17 protein-coding genes and 3 tRNA genes are annotated in these 18270 nt (G+C 57.0%); 11 read left to right on the top strand and 9 right to left on the bottom strand.

The window, feature by feature from the left end:
• The first annotated feature begins 52 nt into the window (after positions 1–52).
• On the top strand, positions 53–1105 hold the full coding sequence (rlmN, locus tag ABHT90_RS08095) for a dual-specificity RNA methyltransferase RlmN (protein ID WP_346982170.1): 1053 nt from the start codon (positions 53–55) through the stop codon (positions 1103–1105).
• A gap of 199 nt (positions 1106–1304) precedes the next feature.
• Here the strand turns inward: rlmN and ABHT90_RS08090 are convergent, their stop codons facing one another.
• From ABHT90_RS08090 to rpmH, 9 genes are all read right to left on the bottom strand, one after another.
• Complete coding sequence (locus tag ABHT90_RS08090) at positions 1305–1559, bottom strand: hypothetical protein (protein WP_149926478.1); 255 nt, start codon at positions 1557–1559, stop codon at positions 1305–1307.
• Complete coding sequence (locus ABHT90_RS08085; RefSeq protein WP_346982169.1) at positions 1549–2454, bottom strand: ParB/RepB/Spo0J family partition protein; 906 nt, start codon at positions 2452–2454, stop codon at positions 1549–1551. The genes ABHT90_RS08090 and ABHT90_RS08085 overlap by 11 nt, the downstream gene beginning before the upstream one ends.
• Complete coding sequence (locus tag ABHT90_RS08080) at positions 2447–3247, bottom strand: ParA family protein (protein ID WP_022093800.1); 801 nt, start codon at positions 3245–3247, stop codon at positions 2447–2449. Before ABHT90_RS08080 ends, ABHT90_RS08085 begins: the two co-directional genes overlap by 8 nt.
• A gap of 134 nt (positions 3248–3381) precedes the next feature.
• Positions 3382–4119: a 16S rRNA (guanine(527)-N(7))-methyltransferase RsmG gene (rsmG, locus tag ABHT90_RS08075; RefSeq protein ID WP_346982168.1), complete on the bottom strand. Its 738-nt coding sequence runs from the start codon at positions 4117–4119 to the stop codon at positions 3382–3384.
• A 96-nt stretch (positions 4120–4215) separates the two neighbouring features.
• Positions 4216–4785, bottom strand: coding sequence for a Jag family protein (locus ABHT90_RS08070; RefSeq protein WP_346982167.1), 570 nt, complete (start codon positions 4783–4785; stop codon positions 4216–4218).
• 45 nt (positions 4786–4830) lie between these two features.
• A complete protein-coding gene (locus ABHT90_RS08065; RefSeq protein WP_117803443.1) occupies positions 4831–5601 on the bottom strand; it encodes a YidC/Oxa1 family membrane protein insertase in 771 nt (256 codons plus the stop codon).
• 29 nt (positions 5602–5630) lie between these two features.
• Positions 5631–5855, bottom strand: a complete 225-nt coding sequence (gene yidD, locus ABHT90_RS08060) for a membrane protein insertion efficiency factor YidD (RefSeq protein WP_117584026.1) — start codon at positions 5853–5855, stop codon at positions 5631–5633.
• Positions 5852–6190, bottom strand: coding sequence for a ribonuclease P protein component (gene rnpA / locus ABHT90_RS08055; protein ID WP_006236191.1), 339 nt, complete (start codon positions 6188–6190; stop codon positions 5852–5854). Before rnpA ends, yidD begins: the two co-directional genes overlap by 4 nt.
• Positions 6191–6210: 20 nt before the next feature.
• On the bottom strand, positions 6211–6345 hold the full coding sequence (rpmH, locus tag ABHT90_RS08050; RefSeq protein ID WP_019127408.1) for a 50S ribosomal protein L34: 135 nt from the start codon (positions 6343–6345) through the stop codon (positions 6211–6213).
• A gap of 345 nt (positions 6346–6690) precedes the next feature.
• On the opposite strand from rpmH, the gene ABHT90_RS08045 reads away from it, so the two are divergent.
• From ABHT90_RS08045 to ABHT90_RS08000, 10 genes are all read left to right on the top strand, one after another.
• Positions 6691–8043: an ATP-binding protein gene (locus tag ABHT90_RS08045; RefSeq protein ID WP_346982166.1), complete on the top strand. Its 1353-nt coding sequence runs from the start codon at positions 6691–6693 to the stop codon at positions 8041–8043.
• A 15-nt stretch (positions 8044–8058) separates the two neighbouring features.
• The gene (locus tag ABHT90_RS08040) at positions 8059–9783 is read left to right on the top strand and encodes a DnaA ATPase domain-containing protein (RefSeq protein WP_346982165.1); all 1725 of its coding nucleotides are present in this window, start codon (positions 8059–8061) and stop codon (positions 9781–9783) included.
• Between the two features lie 238 nt (positions 9784–10021).
• The gene (dnaN, locus tag ABHT90_RS08035) at positions 10022–11125 is read left to right on the top strand and encodes a DNA polymerase III subunit beta (protein WP_117647803.1); all 1104 of its coding nucleotides are present in this window, start codon (positions 10022–10024) and stop codon (positions 11123–11125) included.
• Between the two features lie 8 nt (positions 11126–11133).
• Positions 11134–12240, top strand: a complete 1107-nt coding sequence (recF, locus tag ABHT90_RS08030) for a DNA replication/repair protein RecF (protein ID WP_346982164.1) — start codon at positions 11134–11136, stop codon at positions 12238–12240.
• Entirely contained in the window at positions 12227–12790 is a 564-nt protein-coding gene (locus ABHT90_RS08025) for a DciA family protein (protein WP_346982163.1), read from the top strand. The genes recF and ABHT90_RS08025 overlap by 14 nt, the downstream gene beginning before the upstream one ends.
• Positions 12791–12895: 105 nt before the next feature.
• Entirely contained in the window at positions 12896–14926 is a 2031-nt protein-coding gene (gene gyrB, locus ABHT90_RS08020) for a DNA topoisomerase (ATP-hydrolyzing) subunit B (RefSeq protein ID WP_346982162.1), read from the top strand.
• A 41-nt stretch (positions 14927–14967) separates the two neighbouring features.
• Positions 14968–17670 carry a DNA gyrase subunit A gene (gene gyrA / locus ABHT90_RS08015; RefSeq protein ID WP_346982176.1) on the top strand — a complete coding sequence of 901 codons (2703 nt, stop codon included), beginning with the start codon at positions 14968–14970 and terminating at the stop codon, positions 17668–17670.
• A 302-nt stretch (positions 17671–17972) separates the two neighbouring features.
• Positions 17973–18049: transfer RNA gene (locus tag ABHT90_RS08010), tRNA-Ile, on the top strand.
• 67 nt (positions 18050–18116) lie between these two features.
• Positions 18117–18192 (top strand) — tRNA-Ala (locus ABHT90_RS08005).
• Positions 18193–18196: 4 nt separating this feature from the next.
• Positions 18197–18270 (top strand) — tRNA-Ile (locus tag ABHT90_RS08000).

The raw sequence follows: 18270 nt of genomic DNA, 5'->3' as shown, positions 1-18270 counted from the left end.
ATACCATATTGTAGCGATACCCTCTACGTTTCCCCAAAATCGAAAGGCTTCCATGAATCCCAGGACTAAATCTCAGGACATTCGCGACTTGAGCCAAAACGATATTCGCGAGCTCGTGGCCGAACTTGGCCAGCCAGCCTTCCGCGCGAAGCAGCTCATCGAATGGGTCTTTGAGAAGAACGTTTGTTCGTTTGACGATATGACCAACCTTCCCAAGGCTTTCCGCGAGCAGCTTAAAGAGGCTTTTGCCTTTGACACGCCGACTGAACTAACCAAGCAGGTTTCCAAAGATGGCTCTCGCAAGTATCTGCTCGAGTACCACGACGGCGTTTCCGTCGAGACTGTCGGTATGCCCCGTCGTAACAAGCTTTCCGTCTGCGTTTCCACCCAGGCTGGCTGTGGCATGGGCTGCGCCTTTTGCGCTACCGGTCTCAACGGCCTCAAGCGCTCTCTGACCGCTCAAGAGATCGTCGACCAGGTACTTCATGTATCCAACGACTTTGGCGAGCGCGTCACGAGCGTTGTCTTCATGGGCCAGGGCGAGCCGTTTGCCAACTACGACGAGGTTCTCAAGGCGTTGCGAATCCTCAACGACCCCGATGGCATCGGTATCGGTGCTCGTCACCTCACCGTCTCTACCAGCGGCGTTATTCCCGGTATTCGCAAATTTGCCGACATCCCCGAGCAGTTCACGCTTGCCGTTTCCCTGCATTCCGCCATCCAGTCGACACGCAATAAGCTTATGCCCGGTGTTAAGAAGTACACGCTACTTCGCCTTCACGAGGCGCTTCAACTCTACACCGAGAAGACTGGCCGCCGCCCGACCTATGAGTATGCCATGATCGAAGGCGTCAACGATACGAATCCCGAGATGCAGGCGCTCTGCGACTTCTGCGAGGGAACGTTGTGCCACGTTAACCTGATTCAGCTTAACGACATCGAGGGCAGCCCGCTCAAGCCGTCCCCGATTCATAAGGTTGAGGATCTTCAGCGTCGTCTTGAGTCCCGTGGCATCGAGACCACGATTCGTAACTCCCGTGGTAACGATATTGACGCCGCTTGCGGACAGCTGAAGCAGCGCTTCAAAGTTCAGAAGAACGCATAGGGGAGTCGCACCCCAAAACGTTTCATGTGAAACATCGAACGGCCCCGGTTACAGGAGATGCAACCGGGGCCGTTTTATTTATTGACCTTAATTTTGAATCAGCTGCTACCTGTCCCATTTTTTACGGCCAAAATAAGGGGTCCTTGCCTCGTGAATCAGACAAGGACCCCTCAAAATATGCTAAGTAATTATTAGGTACCTAATAGCCTACATTTTCCCATTGGTTACTAACCCAACCTTGATTAATCTTGGGATTCTTCGTTACCTGAGCCGTACGCATGGCAACATCTTCTGTCATAACATCCATTTTCTTCTTGGATGTATCGACAATATCTTGCGCACTACGAAGCAAACGACCTCGAAGTTCATCGTCTGTCGCGATCTTATAGCCAGCAAAGGCACCAGCCGCGACAGTCGTCGCCAATGCAATCGCAGTTAAAATCCTATTCCTCATCTTGGCCTCCTTGATCAAACTGAATCATTTCGCCAAGAATACGAGAGAGCTCTTCCTCGTCTTTAAACTCAATCTCAATCTTATTCTTTCCACGCGAGCTCTTAACACGCACGTTGGTATTAAATACCTGACGAAGCACACGAGCAGCCTTTTTAAAAGACTGAGGCGTTGCAGGCCTAGGCGTCTTAGGTGTCTCTCCGGCAGAAAACAACGGAGCAAGATTTTCTGTCGCTCTTACGGAAAGGCCCTCCGCAACAACTTTCTCTGCAAGTCGAATTCGTGCATCCTCATAGGGAACTGCAAGAATCGCACGTGCATGACCAGCAGTAAGTTTGCCCTCAAAAATCATCTGCTGAACTATTTCGGGGAGATCGAGAAGACGCAGCGAGTTTGTAATTGCAGAGCGTGACTTGCTTACTGCCTTCGACAATGCCTCCTGGGTCATACCGCTGGCATCGATGAGCTGTCGATAGCCCTTAGCCTCTTCGACGGGATTCAGATCAGAACGCTGAAGATTTTCGATAAGAGCAAGTGCCAGCATCTCTTCATCATTAACGTCTTTAATGATGACAGGCAGTTCCTCAAGACCAGCAAGCTTTGACGCCTGGTAACGACGCTCGCCAGCGATGATCTCATAGCCGTTTCCACGCTTGCGAACCAATAGCGGCTGCAAAACGCCATGTTCTTGGATTGACTCGCTCAACTCGCGAAGTTCAGTTTCGTTAAAGTGAATTCGCGGCTGATTAGGGTTGGGAACAATATCCTCAATAGGTAGCTTTGTTTCAGATGCGGCATTTGAAGCCGACACAGCCGAACCACCGGTCTCATACTCGGCCTCTGAGACCAAAGCATTGAGTCCACGTCCCAATCCGCCACGTTTCTTTACACTAGGCACGCTTGATCACCTCTTTTGCAAGGTTCATATAAGCTTTTGCACCTTTATTTTGAGGTGCATAGGTAATTACCGGTTCTCCAAAAGACGGAGCTTCTGAGATTTTAACCGTACGGGGAATCAGCGTCTTAAACGCCTTATCACCAAAGTACGATTGAACCTCCTCAACAACCTGATTCGATAGAGAAGTACGCGAGTCATACATGGTCATAAGCACACCGTAGGTGTCTAAGCCCTTGTTCAGACGTGATTTGACCATCTTCATTGACTCAAGCAGCTTCGTAACGCCCTCGAGTGCGTAATACTCACACTGGATCGGAATCAAAACGCTATCTGCTGCAGTCAAGGCATTGATAGTAAGCAGGCCGAGCGAAGGAGGACAGTCAATGAAAATGAAATCGAACTCGTCCTGAATCGGCTCAAGCAAATCTTTAAGGCGGGTTTCACGAGCGATTGCGCTTACGAGCTCAATTTCCGCGCCTGCAAGCTGAATTGTAGCCGGAATTACGAATACCTTTTTGCAATTTGTATCAAGAACAAGCGATTCTGCCGGCACATCATTCAACAATGCATCATAGATGCAGTGATCAAGGTCTTCTTTTTCAATTCCGAATCCACTGGTGCTGTTTCCCTGCGGATCAAAATCGACAATCAGTGTCTTACGACCCTGCTCACCCAGTGCTGCTGCAAGGTTTACAGCCGTCGTTGACTTACCGACGCCGCCTTTTTGATTGATGATTGCAATGATACGCGTGTCTTTTGCGCTCTTAGAACGCTTAACGTCGCGAAATCCCACGGTCCCTCCTGGTGTGTATTAAAGCTGTCAAACGGAGGATGTTTCACGTGAAACATTCCGAATCGATATCAACCGCCATATTTCACGTGAAACACTGCAAGTTGTTAGTATCCATTATGTTTCACGTGAAACATCTAGGCAAGCGGATTCTTCTTTGCCACGCCATTTGCACGAGGCAATGAGACGGATGCTGGATGACTCTTCTTAAGAACAATGAACTCCCTGTGACCCAAGCCTTCAGGCAAATCAATTGCGTCATTCAGAAGCAAAGTGAAGCCGCAAATCTTAGCTGCTGACATGCCGGAAGCAAGCTCCTCATCCGAAGGATTGCCCTTGGTTATAACAAATAGCCCTCCATCCTTCAGATACGGAGCCGCATACTCAACAAGAATCGGTAGAGGGGCCAGTGCGCGGGCAGTTACAACAGAGAACTGCTTCTTATGGCTTCGAGCATATTCTTCAAGACGATCATGGACTGCATGGCCATATTTCAATCCGAGAGCATGAACAAAAGAATTGACAGCATCAACCTTTTTGCCAACAGAGTCAATATAAGTAGCTTTACGATGCGTGGTTATCGTTAATGGAATACCAGGGAAGCCTGCGCCTGTTCCCATATCGAGCAAAGCTCCATCAGGAGCCTTATTGACATAAGGAAGCAAAACAAGTGAGTCGAGGATATGAAGTACCGCAGCATCTTCAACGTTAAGAATACGAGTGAGATTGGTTGTCTTATTTGTTTCCAGAACCAAATCCAAATGCTGGATACATTTCCTCAGCTCAGCATCAGTTACGCTCAAGGAATACTCTTTGCAATAGGAAGTTAGACGGCTGAGCATCTCGTCAGTCTGCTGATCAGTAAGTACAAACAACAGAAGCTCCTTTCTGACAAAAATCAGTGTATCGAGAACTTTTGACAAAAAAAGGGGACGTGGAAACCACGCCCCCTTAGCATAAGCTCGAGTAGATTATCGAGCAACAATCACCACATGGCGATCAGGGTCAGAACCCTCAGAATGGGTATCGACAGCATCATTGCCACGAAGTGCAATATGAACCAGTCGGCGCTCATAGGCATTCATGGGCGGAAGCGAAACACTCTTATGGGTACGGATGGCACGCTCGGCGGCCGACTGAGCCATTGAGGCAACCTTGTCCTGACGACGGCTCTTGTAGCCCTCAACGTCAACCACAACCGGATACCTAAAGCCAAGCTTGCGGCTCACCAGCAAAGAGAACATGACCTGAAGAGCATCAAGGGTACGACCATGACGGCCAATGAGAACAGCAAGATCAGGAGCGGTAACATCCAAAATCAGCTCGCCCTCGTCGCCCTCGTACTCATCAATAGGAGAGTTGGCGGCATCGAAGTGCGAAAGGATGGAACGCAGAATGGAAATCGCAACATCGGCAATGGTGTCGAGCTCCCCATCGGTCAGCTCTTCACCGGCCTTGTAGCGCTGTGTAATCTCGGGATAATCGCCCGCAATCTGCGGGGCAACCTCCTCAAGCATATCCTCGATGATCTCTTCAGACATAACGTACTCCAAAAGTTAGGTACCTAAATAAGATTGATATCCCGACTACTTCTTCTTGTGCGGACGCGGCTTCTTCTCGCGACGGGTAACCTCGACCTGCAGCGGAGCGTTCTTGAGGCGCTCCTCCTCATCGGCCTTGGCCTTGTCGATAACCTTCTGCGTCACGAAGATCTGCTGGATAACCTGCCAGGCAGAAGACACATCGTAGTACAGCAGAACGCCGACGGGCAGGCTCCAGCCCATCCAAAGCATCATGACGGTCATGACGACAGCCATCATGCGCATGCTCTGGGCCTGCTGACCAGTCTGATTGCGGGACATATACAGCTGCGGAATCAGGGTCAAGACAGCAAACAGGATCAGGCAGATCAGCGCAGGCAGCGCAACCATAAAGCCATCGGCAAAAGAGGCGCTCGGCGTGGTGGTCAGATCGGGCAGGATGTTAAAGAACGAGAACGTGCCCTCGTTAAAGTACTGCGGCAGGTTGCGCAGAAGCGTGAACAGGGCGATAAGGATGGGCATCTGAATCAGAAGCGGCAGGCAGCCGGCCAGCGGATTGAACTTGTTCTCGCTGTAGAACTTCTGCATCTCCTCGGCCTGACGCTGGGGGTCGTCGGCGTAGCGCTCCTGGATCTCGAGCATCTTGGGCTGCAGCACCTGCATGCGAGCCGTCGACTTGGTCGACTTGAGCATAAGCGGCGTCAGCAGCAGACGGATGATGACCACCAGGATGATGATGGACAGGCCCCAGTCGACCGCAAAGGTCTGGATGAGCTTGAGCAGCTCGAAAAGGATGTTAACGATCCAATCCCACATGTAAGTTTTCCTCCGATAGCGAGTGCCCGCTAAGGCACAGGGTCATAACCGCCGACGTGCAGGGGATTGCAGCGAGCGATGCGCCTCACGGCAAGCCAGCAGCCTCTCAAAACACCGTACTTCTCAATCGCCTGGATAGCGTATTGTGAGCACGTTGGGTAATAAATGCAGGCGTCAGGCAATAAGGGCGAAATAACCTGTTGATATATGCGAATAGGAGCGATGGCAACACGTCGCAAAACGTGATTGCTCATCGCTCCTCCCCGGCAACGCCGGCGCGTTTCATAAGCGAACGCAATGCCTTGTCCATCTCCTGCGGCGAGGAAACCCTCGTCTTGGGAGTCGCGAACAAGATGATGTCATAACCCGCAACGGGAAATCCACAGCTGCGGGCGGCCTCGCGCATCACACGCTTAGATCGGTTGCGCACGACAGCACAACCGAGTCGTTTAGCACCAACGAAGGCGACCCTTCCGGAGTCGCCTTCGCCAACCGATTCACATATGGTCATTCGAATCAGAGGGTGATTGAAACGACGCCCCTGACTGAACACATGCTCGAAATCTTGCCGAGACTTAATAGTCTTCATGCGAGATGTGTGTATCGCTGCTAGACAGTGAGACGCTTGCGGCCCTTGGCGCGACGACGGGCGAGCACGGCACGACCACCCTTAGTGGCCATACGGGCACGGAAGCCATGGGTCTTGGCACGCTTACGCTTATTAGGCTGATACGTACGCTTCATCTTAAGTTCCTCCTGCTGCATTTCGAGTGTCCGCGGGGGCGCGGACGCAGATATAGACACGTGAGCTTGAAGATTGTAGGGAAATCAATGTTCAAATGTCAAGAAATCAAAGGTGAAAGGTTGCAAAGAGTACACGGTTCCCCCATAAGCAGAACCGGCATTTGAGGCAGCAGGCAACTTTTCACGAAATTTCATCGAGTTTTCAACAGGTCATGTTGGAAATGTTGAGAACTTTTCGCCCGTTTTCCAAAGTTTTCGACAGGTTTTGAAAACTTGTCGAAAGATGAGAAACATTGCGCGGTGAGCTACTATTTGTTCAAAACCTTTTGAAAGATTGCGAGCGGCATGTCTGACGACTTCTACACCATGGTCGATTCCGGTGATCCGGCACCCGACAACGAGCACATCACCGGCGTGCGCGAAGAACGCAACGAGAGCGAGCAGGTCACCGCACAAGCACCGAAGGCCATGTATGCAGCGCGCATCGCGGTCTACGACGACATGCTGTCGACACCGCGTGTCATCGTCATCGAACCGCAAGACGTCCGTACCTACCTGGAAGAGACAACCAACACCGTCTACCAGTGCATGAAGGAGCAGGGAGGACGCATCTCGTTGATGGTTATCCGCGAGATTGTCGAAAACTTTATCCACGCGCATTTTGCAGAGCCCATCATCTCGATTCTCGACGGCGGCGACACCATCCGCTTTGCCGATCAGGGTCCGGGCATCGACGACAAAGAGCGTGCCTTCGACTTTGGCGTAACCAGCGCAAACAGCAAGATGAAACGGTATATCCGCGGCACCGGCGCCGGATTTCCCATGGTACAGGAGTACTTGGAAAACGCCGGCGGCGCCGTCTCCATCGAGGACAACATGGGCAACGGCACCGTCGTGACGGTAAGTCTGAACCCCAAGCGCGTGCAGGAAATCGAGCGTGCTGGCGGGCGCGGGGCAGCCGTGCGACCCGAAGCAGAGCAGCAGGCACATCCCATGCCGGGCGCCTTCACGCAGCAACCCGCAACGATGCAACAGGTGCAACAGCAAATGGCCCCCATGCAGCAGCCTGGCATGGCCCCCACGCAAGAGCCCCAGGCACCCTCGGGCGCGATTCCGCAGAACATACCCGATGCAAGGCCAGCGATGGGCCAGGATGCGGGATCCTTACAGCAGATGGCAGGCGCATCGGCCGCACAGCAGATGTCCTATCAACCGAACCCGCAAGGGTATCCGGCTCAATACGCGCCGCAAACGGGATATGCGCAGGCATACCCCCAGCAATACCCGCTGGGATACCAGCAGCCGTACCAACAGATGCCCCAGGCGCAGTACAACCCATGGGCCCAGCAGATGCCCCCGCAGCCTTACCAACAGTGGCCTCAAAGTTTTCAACAGCAGCCGCTGCCCATGCAGAGTTCTCAACAACCAGCAGCTCAAATGATGTATCCTAATGCGGCGAATCACTATGCACAGCCGCAGCAAAACGTATTTGTGAGCGAGCGCGGCGAAGCGGCACTGGGCTATCTGGCTCAAAACCAGGAGTGTGGCGCAACCGACCTGGCACGAGCGTTTGGAAACTCAGCGCCCACGTGGTCGCGAACGCTCAACGACTTGGCACAAGCCGGCTTGGTAATCAAACATGGCCAGAAATATCATCTGACCGAGATAGGCAGCGCTCGCGTGCGAGCCCAAAGTTAAGGAACGGGAGAAACAGTGGACGAGGAAGCAAGCATCATCCTGGGGGATGCCATCGCCTTTTGTCAGCGCGACGGCCAAGATGCACGCCTCATCAATATGCTGGGACAATCGCGCGCCGTGAGCTTAACCGAGGACACCTTGACGATTGAGGCCCCCTCACGATTTGCCATCGCTCAGCTCAAAAAGCATCAACCGACCATCGAGGCGTACCTAGAAGAGATAGCCTTTGCGCCGATCGCGCTCAATATCGTGGCACCGCAAGGTGCCTCGGCAAATACGGCCCCGGTCACTCACCCGGTAGCGACCGACACCGCAGCGGCAACGCCGGCGCCCGAGCCTCGACGCGACGATGTTTCCCGTGAAACCATGGCACCGCAGCCGACTGCTTCGGTCGCACCGGCGGCAGAGCCAGCCCCCTCGCCCATCCCGACCGCCACGCATATGCCCGTCGCACATGAGGCGACACCCGGCGAGGAATCGGGCATTGCAATCAAAAACACGTTGTCCGCCGACGATTTCCGCCGCATGATGACCCAAATGAACGGCAGGCCACCGGCGAAAAGCGCGAGTTCGTCCGCAACGCCGACAGCACCTTCGGCGGCGGCCCCGGCGGCAGTCGAGAAAAACGCAGACGGGGCACCCCTCGCAGCGAATTCGAAATTCACGTTTGAAAACTTCGTCTTCGGACCGGAGAACAGTCTTGCCTACCGATCGGCGCTCAAATTCGCCATGCTTGCAGACACGCCCGGTACCTGCACGTCGCTGTTCATCTACGGCAAATCGGGCCTGGGCAAGACGCACCTGCTGCTCGCCATCAAAAATGAGCTGGCAGAGAAATCGCCCGAGATCAAGGTGAAGTACGCCAACTCGCAGGCATATCTGGACGACTTGATGACGGAATTCGACCGCCAAAAGAAGAGCAACGCCCCCATTATGCAGGCGTACCACGGCGTCGACGTGCTTATCATCGATGACATCCAGAACATCATTGGCAAGCGCGCGAGCGTGGATTACTTCTTCCAGTTGATGGACGAATTTATCCGTAACAACAAGAAGGTCGTGATCGCCGCCGACCGCGCCCCCAAGGACCTTAATATGGACGAGCGCCTGACCAGTCGCTTTAATGCCGGTCTGCTGTGCCTGGTGGCGGAGCCCAGCTACGAGATGAAGTACAAAATTTTGCAGCGTTATTACGAGAACACGATCGCCGCCGCACCCGAGGCAGGCAACGACTCGCTGCTGGCGGCCTACGGGGGCGGCGGCGGGCATCTAACCGACGCGCACTTTAAACACATGGCCGAGGTCTCGGGCACCAACATCCGCGAGCTCGAGAGCTTTTGCGAGCGTTGTGCCGGCGAAGCGGGCGATCGCGAGCGCGAGGGCGGGGAGCTCACCTTTGACGACATCGACGCCATCGCCAACCAGTACTTCGACACATCGGCCAAGAAGATCAATGTGCAGACGGTCCAGTCCGTCATCGAGGAGCAATACGGTGTGACGCACGAGGAACTCATCGGGCCTCGCCGCAACGCCAATATCGCCAAGGCGCGCCATATCGCTATCTACCTGGCGATTGAGATGTGCGAGATGACGACGACGGCCGTGGGCGCCGAGTTTGGCAACCGCAACCACTCGACCGTCAGCACGAGCTATAAAAAGGTTCAGAAGATGATTCAGGAAGACCGGACTGTTACCGAAGACCTCAAGTCGCTGCGCGATAAAATTACACTGCGCTCGTAGGTAAATGGACACACCTGTTGAAAACTTGTCGAAACGACGGTTATAAGGTGTCGAAAACTCGAGCCGCGGTGATGAAAAGTTTTGCGCAGGTTTTGAACGTGGAAAACATACCCGGTTGCACACAGGTTCCTGTCGATTCTCTTTTTAGGGCTGACCTGCACTTTTAGGAGTAATCAACAGTTTCGTCAGTACTATTACTATTATTAAGATATTTATATCTATAGAAAGGTATTAAAAGATGAAGTTCACCGTCAGCCAGAGCTCGCTTACGCAAGCCATCGGCGTCGTTATGAAAGGCGTCGCTTCGGCATCCACCCTTCCCATTCTGTCGGGCGTGCTCGTTAAGGCACAAGACGGCATCTTGGAATTCCAGACCTCCAACTACACCATCTCGATTCGTCACCGCATTGCGGCTCATGTCGAAGAGGAGGGCGAGATGGTGATTCCCTGCAAGATGCTCTCCAACATCACCAAGACCCTTCCCGATGCCCCGGTCACCTTTGAGCTGTCCGAGCGTCAGGTTTTGATTGGCTGCGAGAAGAGCTCTTTTCGCCTCAACACGCTCGATGCCAACGACTTTCCCGAGTTCCCGGCATACGCCATCGAGAGCGCCGTCGAGCTGCCGACCGATATCCTGTCCGAAATGGTGAGCCGCGTATGGCGCGTCACCTCGACCGACAAGGCCCGCCCCATCCTGGGTGGCGTGCACATGAAGGTTGAGAACAACACCGTGCGCCTGGTCGCGACCGATTCCTTCCGACTGGCCGTGTGCGATACGCAGGTCGAGACCTCGACTCTCGAAGGTTCCTTTGAGCTCAACGTGCCTGCCGACGCCTTCAACGACGCACTGAGCATCATGGCGAGCCAGGCGACCATCATGATCGGCGCAACCGACACCCAGGTTGTCTTTGAGGCCGGCAACACCACCTACGTGTCGCGCCGCATCGAGGGCGTTTATCCCAATTACAAGCAGCTCATCCCCGATTCGTGCGTGACGAGCGTCAAGATCGACGTGGCCGCCTTTAACGCCGCCCTTAAGCGCGTGGCCGTTATCGCGAGCGCCAACCCCGCTGTCAAGTTTGAGATTGACGTCGAGAACGGCCAGATGGGCCTGTCCTCCATTTCCAACGATCAGGATCTGGCGCAGGAGACGATCGATGTCGAGGCCGAGGGCGAGTCGGGCACCATCGCCTTCAACTACCACTACATCTTTGGCTGCCTCAATGCCCTGTCCAAGGAGAAGGAGATCACGCTGGAGCTCAAGAGCTATTCGCAGGCTGGCATCTTCAAGTCCTACGACAAGATCAACTACCTGTACCTGGTCATGCCGGTACGCATCTAGCGCTACCCATGACCATGTTCGCACGCGATCTTTCCGTTACGCGCTATCGCAGCTTCGACAGTTACCGCCTTGCTCTGAGCGACGGCGTGACAGTGCTCGCAGGTCCCAACGCGGCGGGAAAGACCAACCTCATAGAGGCGCTGCAGCTGCTGACGAGTGGCGCCTCGTTTAGGCATCCGACCGCAGCCGAGCTCGTGCACGACGGCGTGGGCTCATGCAAGGTCGAGCTGAGGCTCGAAGGCGATGGGCGCGTGCTGGACATGGGGCTGAGCGTGGAAGACGGCAAGCGTTCGTTTAGCCGCAACGGCAAGCGCTGCGCTGCGGCCGGCGTGCGCGGGGTACTGCCGAGCGTTTTGTTTTGCCCGGACCACCTGGATATGGTCAAGCGGGGTGCCAGCGTGCGCCGCACCGCACTCGATGACTTTGGCGTTCAGCTGAGTGCGCGCTATGCCGATCTGGCTAGTGCCTACGGGCGCTGCGTGACCCAGCGCAATGCCCTGCTCAAGGAGACCTGGTGCTGCCGCGAGATGCTCGGCGCCTGGAACGAATCGCTCGCCCGCGCCGGTTCGGCCCTACTCGTGCATCGTCTGGCTCTGCTCGACCGGCTGTCGGGCCATGTGCGCGACGCCTATGGCCGCGTGGCATCCGGCGAGCCCGCCGGCGTGTCCTATGTGTCCACGCTTGGCGACTTGCCTCGCACAGAGGATCGCGACGAGCTCAGGGGCTGGGCGTATGAGCGCATGCTCTCGGCGCTCGATGAGCGCGCCGACGAGGAGATCCGCCGCGGCGTGACGCTCGTGGGTCCGCATCGCGACGAGATTGAGTTTTCCGTCGCGGGCCGATCGGCCCGTTCATTTGCCAGCCAGGGCCAGCAGCGAACGCTGGTGCTTGCCTGGAAGGTGGCAGAAGTGGCCGTGGCGCGCGATATCCTGGGCACCGCGCCGCTGCTGCTCTTGGACGACGTGATGAGCGAACTCGACGCCGGGCGTCGAGGCGCTTTTCTGCAGCTGATCGGTGATGATATCCAGACAGTCATAACCACCACCAATCTGGGGTATTTTACCGATGACCTGCTTGATCGAGCCAAGGTGGTGAGCATGGGTGAGACGTGCTAATTACGAGCGCGAGAACGGAACGGTTGCCTTTGGCGGCTTTTTGGATGCCGAGCGTCAGCGCATCCTGGCGACCGCGACACCTGAGCGCCGCGCGCAGATGGAGGCTGCAGAGGAATCTCGTGCGGTCTATCACGCCTGGAATGCGGTGTGCTCGGGCACGCGCGAGGGACGCCATGTGACGGGCCTGCGCTACCTGCCCGAGTCCAACGAACTGCTGGTGTACCTCGATTCGCCCTCATGGACGCAGGAGATGACGCTTTTGCGCGAGATTATCCGTGCGCGCATGGAGCGCGCCGGCGCGCACGTCGACGGCCTGGTGTTCAAGACGACCGCCCCCGGCCACACACCGCCCGCTGCAAAAGAGCGCCTGCGTCCGGCCGTGGCCGAGCGTCCGCCGGCTCCGCATGCCGACCTCAGCGGTGCCGAGCGTGCCGAGATCGAGCGCCAAGTGGCACCCATCGAGGACCAAAAGCTGCGCGAGGCCCTCGAGAACGCCATGAGAGCCAGTGCCGAGTGGGCCAAGGGCGTGCAGAGCAAAAAAGAGCCTTAAATCGCATCTGGTGGCCTTGTAGAGCCAAATACCCTCGTTCCCGAGGGTATTTTTTTACGATAAACTAGTAAGGCTGTACACATTTTCTTAACTGAAGGAGGACGTGTGGCAAACGAAAACGATTACGATGGCGGCGAGATTAAGATTCTCGAAGGTCTCGAGGCCGTTCGTAAGCGCCCGGGCATGTACATTGGCTCGACGAGCGCCAGCGGTCTTCATCACCTGGTGTGGGAGATCGTTGACAACTCCGTCGACGAGGCCATGGCCGGTTTCTGCACCGAGATCCAGGTGACGGTCCACGCCGACAACTCCATCACGGTCGTCGATAACGGGCGCGGTATCCCCGTCGACGAGCATCCCATCAAAAAGATCCCGACGCTCGAGGTCGTCATGACGATCCTGCACGCCGGCGGTAAGTTCGATAACTCGGCCTACAAGGTCTCGGGCGGCCTGCACGGCGTGGGCATCTCCGTCGTCAACGCCCTGTCCAAGCGTGTGGTCGTACGGGTATGCCGCGATGGCAACATCTACGAGATGGAGTTTTCGCGCGGCAAGACCGTCAAGAAGATGGAGGTCGTGGGCACTTCGGAGACGACGGGTACCACTGTCAGCTTCTGGCCCGACGACGAGATCTTCGAGACCTGCATCTACGATTTCGACACGCTGCACAACCGTCTGCAGGAGACGGCATTCCTCAACAAGAACCTCAAGATCGTGCTGACCGACGAGCGCGAGGCGACTCTCCATGTGGAGGAGTTTTGCTACGCCGGCGGCATTATCGACTTCGTTAAGTTCCTCAATGAGGGCAAGGATGTCCCCGAGGCCTTTAAGGAACCCATCTATATTGAGGGCAAATCGGATCCGGATGCGCCCGTGACCAAGATGGGCGAGGTCGAGGTGTCCTTGCAGTGGAATAGCGGCTACGGTGAGAACGTCATGTCGTTTGCCAACGACATCTACACCCCCGAGGGCGGCATGCACCTCGAGGGCTTCCGTACCGCACTCACCCGCGTGATTAACGATTACGCTCGCAAGCAGAACCTGCTCAAGGAAAAAGACGCCAACCTGACCGGCGACGATGTGCGCGAGGGCCTGTCGGCCGTTATCTCGGTCAAACTGCCCGATCCGCAGTTTGAGGGCCAGACCAAGGCCAAGCTCGGCAGCTCCTATATGCGCGCGCTGACGCTCAAGATCGTGACCGACGGGCTTGCCGATTACCTCGAGGAGCATCCCAAGCCCGCTCGCGAGATCGTCAAGAAGGCCCAACAGGCCTGCAAGGCGCGCAACGCCGCCCGCAAGGCGCGCGAGGCGACCCGCCGCAAGAGCCTGCTCGAGACGGCGTCGCTGCCCGGCAAGCTCGCCGACTGTTCGGTGCGCGACGCCGAGTTGACTGAGCTCTTTATCGTAGAGGGCGACTCGGCAGGCGGCTCGGCCAAGGATGGCCGTCGCCGAGACATCCAGGCGATCCTACCCCTGCGCGGCAAGATTTTGAACGTCGAGCGCGTGGGCGATCATCGTGCGTTTTCGAGCGACACCATCCAGTCACTCATCACCGCGATCGGCTGCGGCGTCACGACGGGCGCCGGCGACGGCGGCGACTTTGACATCACCAAGGCGCGCTACCACAAGATCATCATCATGACCGATGCAGACGTCGACGGTGCGCACATCCGCATCCTGCTGCTGACGTTTTTTTACAAGTACATGCGCCCGCTGATTGACGCCGGCTACGTTTACGTCGCGTGCCCGCCCATCTTTGGCATCAAGGCGCGCAACAAGATTCACTACGTGTATCCCAACGGCCGCCAGCCCGAAGACGAGATCCTGCGCGACACCATCCAGAGCCTGGGACTGAACCCCGACGACAACGACGAGGACGGCAAGGCCAAGGACGGCAAGATCACTAAGAAGCGCAAGGGCTACACCGTCCAGCGTTATAAGGGCCTGGGCGAGATGGACCCCAAGCAGCTTGCCTCGACGACGATGGATCCCAAGACCCGCATTCTGCAGCGCGTGTCGATCGAGGACGCCGTGGTGGCGGACCGCGCCGTGCGCGAGCTCATGGGTTCCGAGGTCGGCTATCGCCGCGAGTACATTGAAAAACACGCGCATGATGCACGATTCCTTGATGCTTAAGAGGAGGTAACGTGGCAGACGATATCAACAATAACGAGGGTATGGACGAGGCCAGCGACGCCGGCATGCCCGACGATCTGAAGCGCCTGCTCGCCCGCGCCGAGCAGGGCGAGGACGGCGATCCGGATGCCTATAACCCCGATGCCGATGATGATGAGGAAGAGGATGACGACGGTGAGCTCGAGGAGAGCTTTGGCGAAGTCGATCGTGGTGCCTCGGCCGGCGAGGATATAAACGGCGGCCAGCTCCAGATTTCAGAGTTCGGCCGCGAGATGAAGCAGTCGTTCATCGAGTACTCGATGTCGGTCATCACGGCGCGCGCCCTGCCGGACGTGCGCGATGGCTTAAAGCCGGTGCACCGTCGCATCCTGTACGCAATGAACGAGAGCGGCATCTACCCCAACCGTCCGCACAAGAAGTCGGCCTGGACGGTCGGCGAAGTTATCGGTAAGTACCATCCGCACGGCGACTCCGCGGTCTATGAGGCCATGGTCCGCCTGGCGCAGTGGTTCTCCATGCGCACGCCGCTCATTGACGGTCACGGCAACTTCGGCAACATCGACGGCGACGGCGCCGCCGCCATGCGTTACACCGAGAGCCGCCTGGCGAAGCCCGCCATGGAGCTCTTGCGTGACCTGCAGAAGGACACCGTCGACTGGCAGCCCAACTACGACGAGTCGCTCGCCGAGCCCCAGGCGCTGCCTGCGCGCTTCCCCAACCTGCTGGTCAACGGCAGCCAGGGTATCGCCGTCGGCATGGCCACCAACATCGCCCCGCATAACCTCACCGAGGCGATCGAGGCCACCTGCTACCTGATCGACAACCCCGACGCCACCGTCGACGAGCTCATGCAGATCATGCCCGGTCCGGACTTCCCCACCGGTGCCATCATCATGGGTAGCGCCGGCATTAGGCAGAGCTACGAGACCGGCCGCGGCTCCATTACCGTGCGCGCCAAGGCCCACGTGGAATCCACCAAGACCGGCCGCAGCCGCCTGGTCTTTACCGAGATTCCCTACATGGTCAACAAGGGCACCCTGCAGGAGAAAATCGCCCAGCTCGTCAATGACAAGCGCATCGAGGGTATCTCGGATATGCGCGATGAATCCAACCAGAAGGGTATCCGTCTGGTCATCGAGCTCAAGAAGGGCGTTATCCCTCAGGTCGTGCTCAACAACCTGTACAAGTACACCTCGCTGCAGACGACCTTTGGTGCCAACAACCTGGCGCTTGTCAACGGCGTTCCCAAATGCCTGAGCCTGCGCGAGATGCTGCAGCACTACATCGACCACCAGGTCGACGTCGTCACCCGCCGCACCCGCTTTGACCTCAAGAAGGCACAGGCGCGTGCCCATATCCTCGAGGGCTACCTGATGGCTCTCGACCATATCGACGAGGTCATCAGCATCATCCGCTCCTCGCAGACCGACTCTGAGGCCAGCAGCCGCCTGATCGAGCGTTTTGGCTTTACGCCCGAGCAGACCACGGCCATCCTCGAGATGAAGCTGCGCCGCCTGACCGGCCTGGAGCGTGACAAGATTCAGGAAGAGCTGGACGGCCTGCGCCGCGCCATCGCCTACTACGAGGACCTGCTGGCGCACGAGGAGAAGATTCTGGGCGTCATCAAGGAAGAGATGCGCGAGATTTCCAAGAAGTTCGGCGACAAGCGCCGCACCGAGATCAGCCATGTCGAGAAGGACCTGGACGTCGAAGATCTGATTGCCGACGAGGACATGGTCGTGACCATCACCCACACCGGCTACGTCAAGCGCATCCCGGTGGCCGCCTATCGCGCCCAAAAGCGCGGCGGCAAGGGCGTGTCTGGCGTCAACCTTAAAGAGGACGACGTTATCGACGAGATGTTTATCGCGTCCACGCACGAGTACGTGCTGTTCTTCTCGAGCAAGGGCAAAGTCTATCGCCTGAAGGTGCACGAGCTGCCGGTTGGCACGCGCCAGGCGCGCGGCACCGCGATCGTCAACCTGCTGCCTTTCGAGGAGGGCGAGAAGATCGCGAGCGTCATCAGCTGCCGCGAGTTCCCCGCCGACGAGTACCTGATGTTTGCCACCAAGAGCGGCATGGTCAAGAAGACCGTGATGAGCGCCTACGACCGTAGCCGCCGCGACGGCCTGATCGCCATCAACCTGAGGGACGACGACGCGCTGCTCGCTGTACGTCGCGTGCGCGAGGGTGACAAGATCATCATGGCAACCACCGCGGGCAAGGCGATTATGTTCCCCGAGGACCAGGTGCGCGCCACCGGTCGCGATACCAGCGGCGTCCGCGGCATTGGCATGAAGGAAGGCGTGAGCGTTCTTGGCATGGAAATTACCAACGGTAACGGCGACCTGTTCGTCATTACCGAGCGCGGCTACGGCAAACGCACGCCGGTCTCGGATTACCCGGAGCAGAACCGCGGCGGTCAGGGTGTCTACACCATCCAGATGACCGAGCGCAAGGGTAACCTCGCAGCCATGAAGACGGTGGGCCCGCAGCATGAGCTGTTCATCGTGACGGAGGGCGCGACGGTCATTCGCGTCAAGACCGATGAGATCAGCCAGACCGGTCGCGCCACCCAGGGCGTCAAGATGATGACCGTCGACGATAACGACCGCATCTGCGCCGTAGCGCGCATGACGGCCGCCAAAGAGAAGCCCGAAGGCGAAGGTGCAGCCGACGTCGAAGAGGCCCCAGTCGACCTAGGCGACGGCAACGACATGCCAGAAGATCTCCTCGACGAGTAAGAGGCCCTAGCTGGTAGAAAATATCAGACCCCATATATCGGCGGTCGGCGCACTGCGCGCCGACCGCTTTTTTTGAAAACCTTTGAACCCCGCGTCGGCCCCGGCTGCCCGGCGGCATGCGAAGTCGATCGCGAGTTCCGCACGAGCCGGAGAGCACTCAATGTGCTCTCTGTGCGAGTCAGGACTGTCCGAGTAGGCGACTTCACATGCCGCCGTGCGACCGGGGCGAACACCCTTCAAAGATTTTAAAAAAAGTTGTTGACGCGCGCGTAACGACTCGTCTAATATATCCCTTGCGCGATGGACCTGTAGCTCAGTTGGTTAGAGCGTCCGGCTGATAACCGGGAGGTCACAAGTTCGAATCTTGTCAGGTCCACCACTTTCTTTCGCAATAAACACCCCAGCGAGAGCCGAGTCGCCGCTGGGGTGTTTATTACTGTCTCCGTGGGGGTTTAGCTCAGCTGGGAGAGCGCGGGCTTTGCAAGCCTGAGGTCAGGGGTTCGATCCCCCTAACCTCCACCATGATGGACCTGTAGCTCAGTTGGTTAGAGCGTCCGGCTGATAACCGGGAGGTCACAAGTTCGAATCTTGTCAGGTCCA

The organism is Collinsella aerofaciens (assembly GCF_039758815.1).
GTDB lineage: Bacteria > Actinomycetota > Coriobacteriia > Coriobacteriales > Coriobacteriaceae > Collinsella > Collinsella aerofaciens_BP.
The sequence above is the reverse complement of the archived record's forward strand: the minus strand, read 5'-3'. Positions and strand labels throughout refer to the sequence as shown.

What these genes read in the sequence shown, in the direction of transcription:
- ABHT90_RS08090 (WP_149926478.1), bottom strand. Translation starts at nt 1,559, where the DNA reads ATGAGGAATAGGATTTTAACTGCGATTGCATTGGCGACGACTGTCGCG.
- rnpA (WP_006236191.1), bottom strand. Translation starts at nt 6,190, where the DNA reads ATGAAGACTATTAAGTCTCGGCAAGATTTCGAGCATGTGTTCAGTCAG.
- gyrA (WP_346982176.1), top strand. Translation starts at nt 14,968, where the DNA reads ATGGACGAGGCCAGCGACGCCGGCATGCCCGACGATCTGAAGCGCCTG.
- yidD (WP_117584026.1), bottom strand. Translation starts at nt 5,855, where the DNA reads ATGAGCAATCACGTTTTGCGACGTGTTGCCATCGCTCCTATTCGCATA.
- ABHT90_RS08045 (WP_346982166.1), top strand. Translation starts at nt 6,691, where the DNA reads ATGTCTGACGACTTCTACACCATGGTCGATTCCGGTGATCCGGCACCC.
- ABHT90_RS08065 (WP_117803443.1), bottom strand. Translation starts at nt 5,601, where the DNA reads ATGTGGGATTGGATCGTTAACATCCTTTTCGAGCTGCTCAAGCTCATC.
- dnaN (WP_117647803.1), top strand. Translation starts at nt 10,022, where the DNA reads ATGAAGTTCACCGTCAGCCAGAGCTCGCTTACGCAAGCCATCGGCGTC.
- rlmN (WP_346982170.1), top strand. Translation starts at nt 53, where the DNA reads ATGAATCCCAGGACTAAATCTCAGGACATTCGCGACTTGAGCCAAAAC.
- rpmH (WP_019127408.1), bottom strand. Translation starts at nt 6,345, where the DNA reads ATGAAGCGTACGTATCAGCCTAATAAGCGTAAGCGTGCCAAGACCCAT.
- recF (WP_346982164.1), top strand. Translation starts at nt 11,134, where the DNA reads ATGACCATGTTCGCACGCGATCTTTCCGTTACGCGCTATCGCAGCTTC.
- ABHT90_RS08070 (WP_346982167.1), bottom strand. Translation starts at nt 4,785, where the DNA reads ATGTCTGAAGAGATCATCGAGGATATGCTTGAGGAGGTTGCCCCGCAG.